This is a genomic window from Flectobacillus major DSM 103 (assembly GCF_000427405.1).
Classification (GTDB): Bacteria; Bacteroidota; Bacteroidia; order Cytophagales; family Spirosomataceae; genus Flectobacillus; species Flectobacillus major.
Window position 1 is genome coordinate 3,504,387 of the sequence record NZ_KE386491.1, and the last position, 13,292, is coordinate 3,517,678.

Consider the following 13,292-nt stretch of genomic DNA (forward strand, 5'->3'; position numbering starts at 1 on the left):
AATTAGCCATACTCTAATGGCAGCCGCAAGAGTTACCCCTGCCTATTTTTAAGGTATTTATAAAAAATCGCTACCCTTATCATCCAGATATATTTAGCTTTCTGTTTTGACAACCTACTGGATACTTTGATCTTATAAACATTATTCAAAAAATAAACGCCACAATGAAGCATTGTGACGTTTCTATTACTATCCAAAAAAATTAATTATTATTTCACAACTTTCATTACCCCAGCCATAATACGCCAGTGGCCTGGGAAGGTACAAATATAAGGGTAGTCACCTACTTGTGCTGGAGCTGTAAATTTAAGTTTATAGCTTTCGTCAGGATTCACGAGTGGCGTAGCGGCTAATATCTGAGGAATAGATGGCACATAGTTTTTCTCTGCTCCATCTTTTGCTGTAATCATTTTGTCGGCTGCTTTACCAATAATCTCTACGGTTTTGGGTTTGCCTATTACCAAGTTGTGCTGCATAGCATCGGGGTTCTCAAACACAATCTCAACAGGCTGTCCAGCTTTTACGGTAAATGTTTTTTTGTCGTATTGCATGGCTTCTCTAACGGCCTTAATCACTATTCTTTGAGTATTTGGGGCGGCCTCCTCGGTTTTGATAGCCCAACCTTGCAACAACTTCTTCAGTCGGTCGTCGGTACTATAATTTTTGCTTAGACTTACCAAAAATTGCTTATCGTTTTCGCTAAGTGCTACGCTACGTTTGTAGTTCCAGCCTTCCGACAGCCCCTTTATCAATGCTCTGCTATCGGTTGCATCCATATTTGGTATTAGCTTGAGAATAGCGATTACCGAATCTAATGGGGCGTTATAAGCATAACTTCTTACGGCTCTTTCTACTGCATAACTAGCCAAGCTAAGAGGAGCTTGATAAGTAAGCTTATAAGTAAAAGTATTGTTATTTTTGGTTTCGTCTTTTAGGACATTCTCTTTATCTATTTCTACAGTAATCTTATAATCGCCCGCTACATCCGACACAAAGTTCATACCTCCTACCCAAGGGCCATTATTGTATTTGTCGATAGTAACTGTTTCGTTAGGGGCAATACCCGCATCAAAGTTTTTGCTTATCCAGTTGATAAGACGACCCTGACCTTCCAAACGGATAGTTACTGGTACAACTGTTCCTTTAGCAATGGCTTTTCCTCCTTGATTTTTTATATCAAATGATACCTGAATCGGCTCTCTAACCGAAGGCGAAGCTGGGTTTGTACGTACATTAGTCACTACTAAATCGGCTGTCTGGCTATTGGTAGAAGTATTCTTTGTTACTGTAGTAGCCGCCGCTACCATTGCACTGTGGTCGTGGTGTGCCATTTCGCTGTGGTCGTGTGTTGCTTGCTTTTGTTTTTTACCTAAACGGTTCAATTCTTCTTTCAGCAACACTCGGTTGTGGCTTGTTAAAGCACTAGCAAAGGCATCGGGTAACCAGCGGTCGTTTACATCTGAGCTAGTTTCTAATTTAGCCAGAATCGCACTTTTCGACTCGTTAGTCAATGGCATCTCTGACAAGGCCAATACTGTATTCATCACTACCAAAGGTTCTTGGTCGTCGAGGGCTTTATTATTGAGTAAAGCCGTTACAGATGCTTGCGTTCTTGGTAATACTTGTACTACTGTTTTGCGGACACCATGACAAGGGTGCTTTAAGCAAGCCGTAACAGCACTGAGTACCTGTGGGTCGGTCAAAGCCCCCAACCCTTCGAGCGTTCTGATAGCATGAATAACCGTTGGATTAATGCCAGTTTCGTCTAAAGATTGGTCTTTTAACAAAGCCACAAGCTGTGGCACAACGTCTTTTTGTCCACGTTCTACCAACAAACGCTGTGCTTGCAAACGCCAAAACATATTGGTACTACTTAGGGCTTTGATTAGTTCTTGAGGATTATTTCTGGACAAAGCTATAGCCTGATAGTTAGGAGCATCTTTCCAGCTTACTCGATAAATACGCCCATGAGTATAGTCTCTCAGAGGAGTTTCGTAAGCATTTCCTGCACCATTAGAAAAGCCTTTGGGAGTTGGATTATGTTGAATAATATAGCTATACCAATCGGCAATCCAAACGGCTCCGTCGGGGCCTACTTCTGCAAATACAGGCGACACCCATTCGTCGGCACCAGCCAATAAATTAAAAGCCTCTGCATCTACATAATCTGTCCCTTTTTTGACCATATTGTTTTGGTGAACTACGTGGCCTGTAGGCTCACATACAAAGGCTATTTTGTTCCAGTATTTTTTGGGAAAAGCCCTTGCTGTATAAAAATTATGCCCAGCAGCAGCAGTAAACCCGCCAAAAACATCTACCTGACGAATTTTGGGCGTAATAGGCTTCATATCTTTATGAGTATCGGTAGCTTTGCCACCATTGTCGATAGCTGGTGCTGACAAGAAATTACGGTGTGGAATAGCCATATACCAGCCGTGTGCATTATTGGCTGTTGAACCAAATACATCACCCGTTTCGTTGAAGGCAAAACCCCAAGTATTATTAGATGTCGATGTCATGTGCTCAAAAGCTGAACCATCGGGCTTGAAACGGAAAAAGCCTTGTGCAAATTTTACCGAATCAGCTCCAGGAAATTTGCCTTTAAAGCCAGCATATCCCACACAACCCCAAATCCAGTTATCAAAACCATAGTGCAAGTTTGAAGGCCCTGCGTGTGTGTCGAATGTGCCAAAACCCGAGAAAAGGATTTTCTTTTCGTCTACCTTATCATCGCCGTCGGTATCCTTCAAAAACAGCATGTGAGGAGCTTGCGAAACAATTAGGCCACCATTGGCAAATACCATACCTGTCGGAATACTCAGACCATCGGCATATTTGGTAAATTTATCAGCCTTGCCGTCGTTGTTGGTGTCTTCGCAAAGCAAAATATAGTCGCTACCTCCTGTTTCTTTTCGTTCATTGGGATAATCTTTAGTTACCAGCACAAACAAACGACCACGCTCATCCCAAGTCATTGCAATAGGGTGCATTACGTTAGGTTCATGAGCAAATATTTCGAAGTTGAAATCAACGGGTACTTGAATATGCTTTTTTGATTCTTCTGGCGAAAGTGGTGCTTGACGCAACTGTGGGTCGGGGCGTTTTTCGTAGTTAGGCAACTGAGCTTCGTTGTAAGTAAAAGCCTGAAACTGCAACGCTTCATGTGCTTTTCGGGCATTGTCATCTACAGCCCACAGAATACCTTTGTACAACAACTCTAAGAAATCTGGGTTGTCCCAAGTACGTTCGTCGTGTCCATAAGCTGTATAAAAAACACGCCCTTTTCCATAGCTACGAGTCCAAGTATAAGGCTCGGTAGCAGTATTCGGCTTATCTTTTGCTTGGTCGCTTTTGATTTCACGAGTCATCAACACATTATTGTCGGGCTGTAATTGCGAGTGCAAATACGTTTCGTCGAAAGCCTTAATACCTTTTATTCCTTTTACGGCTGGGTGATTAGGCTGAGTAATAGCCACCTGAATAGTGTCCATGCGGTGTCGCCAAAACTGCCCTCCTACCATTTTCACATATTCTGGCGAGTTTCTAAAACAAAAAGAAGCACAGTGAATAGGTAAAATACCCTTGCCCGAAGCCACATACTGCAACAATGCTTTTTCGGCTTCTGGGGTGATTTCGTCCCAATTGGCATAAATCATCAGGGCATCAAATTTATTGAGGTAATTGGTATTGAGGTCTTCTAGCTTGTCGGTATAGGTAAAGTTGACACCTTTTGTACCAAGTGCCGACATCACCGAAGGAATTCTTTCAATGGGTTTATGGTGTCCATTATCACCTAGAAACAGAATTTCTAAACGTCTTGAATTTTGAGAGGAAACGGTCGTCCATGAAAACAATAGCATGACAACCAAAATTAAATTTTTCATGGAATATTTTTTTAAAAGAAAATGGAGATAAAACGGGAATTTTATTCAATAGAAATATTTATCTGGGCGAGTTGTCGCTGACAATCAGCCCAAATACAGGCATTCTTTTATGAGAAGTGTACGAAAGTTTGGATTTTGAAATATCGCCCAAAATGGAATAAGGCTAATAAATCCCCGAACGACTGTTCAACCTCTAAAATTTTCAACCTTTCGTACACGACTAACTCAGATTGTTAAAAATCTGGCAAATACATGATTTCGCCACCTTTGAGGGCCGATTCATGAGCCAATATACCCACACAAGTCCAGTTGGCAGACTGTTCGGCATTTGGGAAAGGTTCACGGTTTTTGATGATAGCATCGACAAACTCATGTACCAAATGTGGATGCGAGCCACCATGACCCGACCCCTGCACAAACGACAAATGTTGGTTTTCGTCTATATCATACACCCCTTGTGTCGTAAATCGTTGGATTTCTTCGGGCAAATAATGAGCATAATCGGGTACTTCTACTTTTTCTGGGATTTCGTGTTCGGGCTTTTTAGCGGTATGAATTACATGCTCTTCGCCTTCTATCAACGACCATTCAAAAGATTTTTTTGAGCCATATACCTCAAAACTTTCACGGTACTGACGAGCCACATCAAATAACGAACGATATACCAAGGCACTCAAATCAGAACCCTTAAACTTGATATGAGCCGACTCAATAGCAAATGGTGAATTATAATATTGGTGTAACTCTTCACGAATTGTTCCCGACCCAAAGCACGATACATATTCGGCTTGTAGCTGTAATAAACCCGCCACTGGCCCCACACAGTGCGTAGCATAGTGCATCGGTGGCAAACCTGGCCAATACCCTGGCCATCCGTCCATATCTTGTTGATGACTTGCTTTCAAAAATTGAACTTTTCCTAACTCTCCTTTTTCGTATAGTTCTTTCACAAACAAAAACTCACGGCTATATACCACCGTTTCCATCATCATATACTTTTTGCCTGTACGACGAGTAGCCTCCACAATAGCCTTGCATTCTTCTACCGATGTAGCCATTGGTACTGTACAAGCCACATGTTTGCCTGCATTCAAGGCTTTTAGGCTTTGTTCGGCATGGTTATGAATCGGTGAGTTGATATGCACAATATCTACTTGCTCGTCTTTCAGCAATTCATCAAAATCGGTATAACGTTTTTCTACCCCAAAAGCATCACCAATGGCATTGAGCTTTTCGGGTGTACGCTGACAAATAGCGTACATATTGGTGTTGGGGTGGCGTTGGTAAATTGGAATAAATTCAGCTCCAAAACCTAAGCCAACAATGGCAACATTTAATTTCTGGGTCATGTTTATGTCTAGGGATAAGTAATATAAAAATTGTATCGAGGTTTAGGCTTTATCTTTCAAAAAAGCCAAGCTATCTGTCATAAGCTGGGTTTCACTATCAAACATCGGCCTCCAGATATTGGCTACAGCTAATTTTGGGCTAAAAGCCTCCACCGACAACCAACCTTGGTACTGCACTTGGTTGAGGGCTTCAAATATCTGAGGCCAATTAACATTGCCTTTGCCTACTGTACTTCTGTCATTTTCCGAAACTTGTACATGTACCAAATGCTTGCTCAAAAGCCTGATGGCATCGCCCAAGTTTTTCTCCTCGATGTTAGCATGAAACGTATCAAACATAATTTTACAAGCTGGATGATTAATATCTTCGACCAAGCGAAAAAGCTCGTCGGCACAAGACACCAAATAGCTTTCAAAACGATTGAGGTATTCTAAACCCAATACTATATCTTTCAACTGAGCATATTCGGCCAATTCCCGAAGGTTGTCGACCGCCCAATTCCATTCCTCTGCTGTGGCGGGCTTACCCGAAAAAACGCCCAATGCCGAGTGATATGGCCCATTGAGCAACTTAGCTCCTAATACTTCGGCACAGTCTATTGCCTGTTTGTTACGTTCGAGAGTAGCTTTTCGCATAGCGGGGTCGGCACTAATCTGATGAAAGTCTGAACCGCATATCGTTACAGCAATACGAGCCAATCCTAATTCGTCGAGCTTATTGCGCCATACCTTCCAATAGTCGGGATTAGTGTCAAAAATGGGTACTTCTACCCCATCATATCCCAATTCTTTGATTTGCTCCAACACAGGAAAAAGATTTTCATCAATGGCATTCCCCCAGAGCAGGAGATTCATTCCCAATTTTCTCATTTACTTTGTTTTAAAATTGTTTGATGGTACAAGACCCCTAGGTTTTTTGTTTTTTCAGCCAAAATCTTCTCCTTCTCCACTCCATTTTTCCTGAATCAACTTGGTAATTAGTTTGTCGGAAGACAGGCTCACAACAGACCACTTATTTTAAGTACAAATTAATCTTTGTTTTTTCACAAAAATTTCTTTTAATTTGACCAGTTATAACTGTATTTTGACCATATTTGTCAAATAGTAAAATATTATAAGTAAAAATAAGCTATAAGTTATGCGAGCACCCTTAAATAAGAGTATCGGGTCGCCCAATCACTCATATACGATTCTTGAGCTAAAAGCACCGTACTTTGACCCCAACTGGCACTTTCATCCACATTACCAGCTTTTTATTGTTTTGGAAGGCTCTGGTACACGATTTATTGGCGACAACATTGCTCATTTTGAAGCAGGCGACATGGTTTTTTTGGGCCCTGATGTACCACACCTTTGGCGAAACGACGATTTATATTTTAGCGAAAACAGCCAAGGTACACACGGTATTGTGATTTATTTTACGGAAGAGTTTTTGGGGAAAGATTTTTTTGAGAAACACGAGATGGCTAAGCTGAAAAAACTTTTGTATAATTCGAGAAGTGGCCTAGAAATTTTTGGGAATACTCGTCAGCAACTAATAACAATGATGCAGCGGCTCATCGAACTTCAGGGGTTTGAGGGTATCCTGGCATTGCTAGAGATACTCCATACTTTATCGGTATCGAACGAATACCATACCATTACAAGCATTGGGTATTCAAATCCCTACAAGCTTTCAGAAACCGAGCGAATGCGTAAAGTTCATGAATACGTTTTGGCCAATTATCGCAGTTCGTTGAGCCTCGAAGAAGTAGCCTCCTTAGCAGGAATGGCCCCGGCGGCATTTTGTCGATATTTCAAAACACGAACCAATAAAACCTTTTCAGATTTTGTTAGCGAGCTACGCATTGGCTATGCCTGCAAGCTACTCATGAGCGACCAATACAATATTACTCAGATTTGCTACGAAAGTGGCTTTAATACGCTATCAAATTTTAATAAACAATTCAAAGAAATAATTGGACAAACCCCACGTCAATATAAATCTGCTTATACAAAGCCATTTAGCCAAAATAGTAAATAATAAAGGTTGACAACTTTAAATAAAATGGTAAATTATGCCAATGATTTGACAGACAAGTTGTTAAAGCCCAAGCAATCTACAATTGGTATTGTATTTAGTTGATTTGAAGGACTTTGTACAAATTTGGGCGTTATTAGATTTTATTGAGAAAACCCCTAAATGGGCTATTTTTCGCAAAAACAGAAATTTCGCAGTAAGTTTCTTATTAACTGAATATCATCCTATATTAGCAATCAATTAGCTTGGTACAAGCAGCCAAACCTTATAACTAAGAGCCGATGGAAATACAAAATCCTTTACAATCTGCTACCCAAAAACAAAAAATATTAATAGAAATTGCTTGGGAAACTTGCAACCAAGTAGGGGGAATTTACACAGTAATACGCACCAAAGTACCTTCAATGGTAGAAAAATGGGGCGATGATTACTTTTTATTAGGCCCCTATTTCCCACAGACTGCTTCTGCCGAGTTTGAGCCTATTCATGATTTGGATGATTCTGTGTTAGGCAAAACCATTCAGAAAATGCGTTCTATGGGCTATGGTGTTCATTATGGATACTGGCTCGTTACTGGCAAACCTCGTATTGTTTTATTTGATTTCTGGTCTATCTATGAAAATGTAAATGCCCTCAAAGCTGGGCTTTGGGAGCGTCATCAGGTATCAACCCTGAATGCTGAAGAACTTGTTGGCCATGTTATTGCCTTTGGCGAAATGGTGAGAGTTTTTCTGACTGAACTGGCAAAAGAACAACAAAACAAAACTGATATTATTGCCCACTTCCACGAATGGATGGCCGCTTCGGCAGTTCCAGACCTAAGAAAAGACCAAGTAAAAGTTGCTACCGTATTTACGACTCATGCTACAATGCTTGGACGCTATTTGGCTGGTAATGTGCCTAATTTTTACGAAAAACTTAGCACATTCGACTGGCTCAAAGAAGCCAAACATTATGGAATAGAGGCTCAGGCGAGTATTGAACGGCTTGCGGCTCAAAATGCCCATTCAATGACCACCGTAAGCGATGTAACGGCTCGTGAATGCGAATTCTTGTTGGGTAAAGTACCCGACCTGATTTTGCCCAATGGCCTCAATATTACTCGCTTTTCGGCGATGCACGAACACCAGAATTTGCATACCAAATACAAAGACCGAATCAATGAGTTTGTGATGGGGCATTTTTTCCAAAGCCAACCTTTCAACCTCGAAAAAACTTTGTATTTCTTTACCTCTGGGCGTTATGAATATAGCAACAAAGGCTACGATTTGACCTTAGAAGCTCTGGCTCGTTTGAACTGGAAAATGAAACAGGCCAAAATTGATAAAACGGTGGTTATGTTTTTTATTACCAAACAGCCTTATCATTCTATAGACCCCGAAGTGTTGCACTCTCGTGCTGTAATGGACGAAATTCGGGAAACTTGTAATGCCATTGAAAAACAAGTGGGCGACCAGCTCTTTAGAGCTTCGGCATCGTCGAGCGATTTGAAAATGCCCGACCTCAATAGCTTTGTGGATGAATACTGGCGTTTGCGTTTGAGAAGAACAATCCAAACTTGGAAAAACAATAAACGCCCTAAAGTAGTAACGCACTTGCTTAAACAAAATGATGGTATTACCGACTTTGTACAGAAGGCCAATTTGATGAACAACCCCGACGACAAAGTAAAAATTGTTTATCATCCCGACTTTGTGGTTTCGTCAAATCCATTGTTTGGACTTGACTACGGGCAGTTTGTACGAGGCTGTAACCTTGGCGTATTTCCTAGTTATTACGAACCTTGGGGCTATACACCTCTCGAATGTATTGCTCGTGGTGTGCCTACTATTACATCCGACCTTTCGGGCTTTGGCGATTATATGATGCAAATCATGCGTGATTATGAACATTGGGGCGTTATGGTTGTCAACCGTAAAACCCAGGATTTTTATAAAGCAGCCGAACAGCTTTCGGAAATGTTATTGAAATTTGTCAAACAAGGTCTCAGAGAACGAATCACCCAAAGAAACCGTGTTGAAAGTATTTCGGATACCTTCGACTGGTCTAATCTAAGAACTTATTATGACACGGCTCATGATTTGGCCTTGAAAAGACGTAAATAAGAAAAGAGGAATAACGAAGTAAGTCATTTATTTTTCAATAGATTTACAACCTGCAATTTCCTCAAAATACTTGCATTGTTATTATTGACAAAATACTGACATACAAACTATTAACTTCGTACCTATACGCTTCTCTTGATATTTCTAAGATAAAAAATACCCACACAAAGCTTGAAGTGTTCAAAATTTGTGTGGGTACTTAATCAATTTCAATCTAATAGCTGGCATTCATTATCAAGTAATATTGACACAGTCAATTTATTCTGTTAAGTTTGCTAACAACAAACACCATTAAATATTGAAGAATGGATCTTCTCAATGAAACACTTGTTTGGCTAATGAAAAGGCGGCTTCCCCGTATTCAGGCGTTTATGAATCGTCCAATGGATACCCAAGAAGTTGTTTTTTGGCAATTGATACAGTCAGCCAAAGGAACTGAGTGGGGGAAGAAATATGACTATCGGAGTATTGCTTCTATTCGTGATTTTCAGCAAAGAGTTCCTATTTCAGCTTACGAAGACTTATTTCCCTACATTGACCGTATCATGAAGGGAGAACAGAATATCCTTTGGCATTCAAACATTCAGTTTTTCTCCAAATCTTCTGGTACTACCAACGCTCGTAGTAAGTTTATTCCAGTATCGAAAGAATCACTAGAGGATTGTCACTTTATGGGAGGCAAAGACATGATGACTTTGCTAGTAGAAAACAAACCCGACACCGAGGTTTTTAGTGGAAAAGGGTTATCTATTGGAGGTAGCTTATCGTCTAATCAATTGAACTCTCGAAGCCTCATGGGCGATGTTTCGGCGGTTGTTATGAAGAATTTGCCCGTTTGGGCACAGCTTATCCGCACGCCCTCTTTGGATGTGGCATTGATGGATATTTGGGAAGAAAAAATCCAGAAAATGGCCGAGGTTACTTCACAAGAAAACGTAACCAGTATTTTGGGGGTACCTACATGGACTTTGGTTCTGATTGATAAAATCTTAGAAATTACAGGAAAAAGCAATATTCTTGAGGTTTGGCCTAACTTTGAGTTTTTTATTCATGGAGCTGTCGCTTTTCAGCCCTATCGAGAAATGTTCCACAACAAGGTATTTCCTTCTAGTAGCGTCAATTACCTTGAAATTTATAATGCGTCGGAGGGTTTTTTTGGAGTACAAGACGACATTAGCCGCCACGACGAAATGATGCTGATGCTCGACTATGGTATTTTCTATGAGTTTATTGCCATAGAAGACCTCGACAACGAGCAGCCCAAGGCTGTTACTTTGGGCGAAGTAGAATTAGGCAAAAACTACGCTATTGTGATTTCGACCAACGCAGGGCTATGGCGTTACAAAATTGGTGATACCATTAAATTCACTACCAAAAATCCTTATCGTTTTAAGATTTCGGGACGAACCAAACAGTTTATCAATGCCTTTGGCGAAGAAGTTATTGTCGAGAATGCCGATTCGGCAATTACCAAAGCCTGCGAAGCTACAGGGGCAATTATCAATGATTACACCGCTGGGCCTGTGTATATGGACGATGGCCAAAGTGGCTGTCATGAATGGATTATTGAGTTTGATAGAGAACCCGACAACCAAGCTACTTTTAATCAAGTACTCGACGAAACCTTGCGGGCTATCAATTCAGACTACGATGCCAAACGTTATAAAGATATGGTACTAACACCCCCAAAAATCAATATTGTACCTCGTGAAACCTTTTATGCTTGGATGCGGAGCAAAGGAAAATTGGGAGGCCAACACAAAGTACCAAGACTAAGCAATTCGAGAGAATACCTTGATAGTGTTTTGTCGATGACCCCACAAAAACATATTTTTTCGATTTAAGCAATCGTAGAAATAATCTGAAAACTCATTGATAGCCTGAATATTATCAAAAAAACAACAATCTTAGCTTAATAAAAAAATAGCATTCATTAAAACTTTATTCCAAAATCAATCACCAGCTGACCCGTTTTGGTAGCCAAATTATCAAAGGCATTACCCCGATTGATTTCGCCCAGGCCTCTTTGGTATTGTAGCCCAAAGAAAAGGGCATCTGTTCCTTGTCCGAAGGGCTTTTCAAATCCTATACCTAAAAGCAAATTGGCACTCCCAAAACCATATATACTTGAGTTGGCATCTACTCTGTCACGGTAATGCACCAAAGCATTTTTCACAGGGTTAATTGCTTTCTCGGCTATTTTCACATCGAGTGTTCCTCCAAACTGAATAAACATAGGCATATCAGGAATAACCTGCCCACTAAACATTTTAATGGTAAGAGGTACTTGCAAGTATTGTAAATTAAATTCTGCCGACGAAGCTTTGATTTCATCGGAAGTGAGTGGTTTTTGCACAAATACCTGCGAGTCATAAAAGCCATTATACACATTATACGAAAGCCCTTTCACGGTATACCAAAGTCCTGTACTGAAGGCATATTTTTCGGCAAAATAAAAATCAGCAATAGGGCCGACAGTCATACGTAATTGTGCCGAACCCGACGACATATTTTTGAAATCCTTGGATGCGTCGAGCGAATTAAAGGTAATAGATGGTGAAAATTTAAACCCCAACGACATATTACTAAACCGCCCACCCCAAAACTCCTTGGTCATAGCTTGATACGACGAACCTATCAGATAATTCTGGGCATTTGCCTTTGCTATTATCAATAGAATAAAAAGGACTAAAAATGCGTTTTTCTTCATAATTTTGTATTTCAGTGTTTAAAGCACTTAGATTTAAAAATAAATTAATGTATAACTCAGCTTATTGCCTAGAGCATATCCAACAGCATGAAAATTATCACAAAAATAGGGTTTCTGTTGCTTATTTCTGTATTTGTTTGGTCGTGTAAGCAAGAAGAAGCAAGCGACCCCGATGTAAGTAACGTACAAGTTCAGGTAAATATTCAACGATTAGATCAAGAATTATTTGCTTGTAAAACCAAAAATGACCTTTTAGCTTTTCTCCAAAAAAACCAATCGTTTGTCAATACCTACTTCCAAGCCCCGCCCGAGGCATTTGAATCGCTAGCCCAAAAGTTACTTGTGCTAGTAACCAATCCAAATTTAAGAGCCTTCTACGAACAATCGCAACAAGCCAATTTTTATGGCAATCAGGTTTTGGAAACGGATTTTAAAGAAGCCTTTCAGCACCTCAAATACTATTATCCTTCCTTCAAAGAGCCTAAGATATATACCATCTTCACAGGTTTTTTGGGACAAGGAGCATTGCCCAATCCCGAATTACAGGTTTCTGATTCTACCATTATTATTGGCTTGGATTATTTTATGGGTAAAAAGGGCAAGTATTTACCCGATGTATATGATTATCAGATTAAAAAGGTTTCTCCTCAAGCCATTGTTCCTCAGGCTATTTTACAGTTATCGAGCCGTTATAATGCCACCAACCCACAAGACAAATCGCTGTTGGCCGAGATGATATGGTACGGCAAAAGCTATGTTTTTGGCAAAACCATGCTTCCTTCAAAATCAGATAGCCTTTTTCTGGGCTATACAGGCGAACAATTAGCCGCCACCTACGACAACCAGTCGGTAGTATGGGCTTATTTTATCGACAATAAACTTTTGTATTCTACCCAAGACCCCGTTAAAGGTAAATATATTGGCGAACGCCCTTCTACCCCCGAAATCGGAGCAGCGTGTCCGGGCGGTATTGGTCGTTGGCTGGGCTTTAGGATTGTTTCTAAGTATTATTATGAAGACGAAAAGCTGACCATTCAAGACCTCATGAAGAACCCCGATGCCCAAAAAGTATTTGAAGCATCTAAATACAAAGGTTTACCCGACGACGAATAGCAATTTCATGGCACAAAAGCCAACCAAACCATTCAATATTACGTTAGATATACAGCAATATATTAAATAGATAAAACCATCAATAGCTTTGTGGTTAAAAGCTATATCCGA

At 40.4% G+C, this 13,292-nt stretch carries 8 protein-coding genes; 4 read left to right on the forward strand and 4 right to left on the reverse strand.

Features of this window, described 5'->3' with window-relative positions; translation table 11 throughout:
- Window positions 1-209: 209 nt before the first annotated feature.
- The 3 genes from FLEMA_RS0132450 to FLEMA_RS0132470 form a co-directional block, all read right to left on the reverse strand.
- Window positions 210-3,884: a PVC-type heme-binding CxxCH protein gene (locus FLEMA_RS0132450; protein WP_026997868.1), complete on the reverse strand. Its 3,675-nt coding sequence runs from the start codon at window positions 3,882-3,884 to the stop codon at window positions 210-212.
- Between the two features lie 233 nt (window positions 3,885-4,117).
- Window positions 4,118-5,233 (reverse strand): Gfo/Idh/MocA family oxidoreductase, encoded by a 1,116-nt coding sequence (locus FLEMA_RS0132460; protein WP_026996419.1) that lies wholly within the window; start codon window positions 5,231-5,233, stop codon window positions 4,118-4,120.
- Window positions 5,234-5,275: 42 nt separating this feature from the next.
- On the reverse strand, window positions 5,276-6,103 hold the full coding sequence (locus FLEMA_RS0132470) for a sugar phosphate isomerase/epimerase family protein (protein ID WP_229359469.1): 828 nt from the start codon (window positions 6,101-6,103) through the stop codon (window positions 5,276-5,278).
- 268 nt (window positions 6,104-6,371) lie between these two features.
- Here FLEMA_RS0132470 and FLEMA_RS70965 point away from each other — a divergent pair, with 268 nt between their 5' ends.
- From FLEMA_RS70965 to FLEMA_RS70975, 3 genes are all read left to right on the forward strand, one after another.
- Window positions 6,372-7,256 carry an AraC family transcriptional regulator gene (locus tag FLEMA_RS70965; protein ID WP_044172250.1) on the forward strand — a complete coding sequence of 295 codons (885 nt, stop codon included), beginning with the start codon at window positions 6,372-6,374 and terminating at the stop codon, window positions 7,254-7,256.
- Window positions 7,257-7,534: 278 nt separating this feature from the next.
- A complete protein-coding gene (locus tag FLEMA_RS70970; RefSeq protein WP_044172253.1) occupies window positions 7,535-9,358 on the forward strand; it encodes a glycosyltransferase in 1,824 nt (607 codons plus the stop codon).
- Between the two features lie 305 nt (window positions 9,359-9,663).
- Window positions 9,664-11,202, forward strand: coding sequence for a GH3 auxin-responsive promoter family protein (locus FLEMA_RS70975; RefSeq protein WP_044172256.1), 1,539 nt, complete (start codon window positions 9,664-9,666; stop codon window positions 11,200-11,202).
- A gap of 89 nt (window positions 11,203-11,291) precedes the next feature.
- Here the strand turns inward: FLEMA_RS70975 and FLEMA_RS0132625 are convergent, their stop codons facing one another.
- Window positions 11,292-12,068 carry an outer membrane beta-barrel protein gene (locus tag FLEMA_RS0132625; RefSeq protein ID WP_026996425.1) on the reverse strand — a complete coding sequence of 259 codons (777 nt, stop codon included), beginning with the start codon at window positions 12,066-12,068 and terminating at the stop codon, window positions 11,292-11,294.
- Window positions 12,069-12,155: 87 nt separating this feature from the next.
- Between FLEMA_RS0132625 and gldB the strand changes: the two genes are divergently transcribed.
- A complete protein-coding gene (gene gldB / locus FLEMA_RS70980) occupies window positions 12,156-13,181 on the forward strand; it encodes a gliding motility lipoprotein GldB (RefSeq protein ID WP_044172258.1) in 1,026 nt (341 codons plus the stop codon).
- Window positions 13,182-13,292: the final 111 nt, after the last annotated feature.

Bases quoted from the DNA above. Each gene is read 5' to 3' on its own strand.
- FLEMA_RS0132450 (WP_026997868.1), bottom strand. From the start codon at position 3,884: ATGAAAAATTTAATTTTGGTTGTCATGCTATTGTTTTCATGGACGACC.
- FLEMA_RS0132460 (WP_026996419.1), bottom strand. From the start codon at position 5,233: ATGACCCAGAAATTAAATGTTGCCATTGTTGGCTTAGGTTTTGGAGCT.
- FLEMA_RS0132470 (WP_229359469.1), bottom strand. From the start codon at position 6,103: ATGAGAAAATTGGGAATGAATCTCCTGCTCTGGGGGAATGCCATTGAT.
- FLEMA_RS70965 (WP_044172250.1), top strand. From the start codon at position 6,372: ATGCGAGCACCCTTAAATAAGAGTATCGGGTCGCCCAATCACTCATAT.
- FLEMA_RS70970 (WP_044172253.1), top strand. From the start codon at position 7,535: ATGGAAATACAAAATCCTTTACAATCTGCTACCCAAAAACAAAAAATA.
- FLEMA_RS70975 (WP_044172256.1), top strand. From the start codon at position 9,664: ATGGATCTTCTCAATGAAACACTTGTTTGGCTAATGAAAAGGCGGCTT.
- FLEMA_RS0132625 (WP_026996425.1), bottom strand. From the start codon at position 12,068: ATGAAGAAAAACGCATTTTTAGTCCTTTTTATTCTATTGATAATAGCA.
- gldB (WP_044172258.1), top strand. From the start codon at position 12,156: ATGAAAATTATCACAAAAATAGGGTTTCTGTTGCTTATTTCTGTATTT.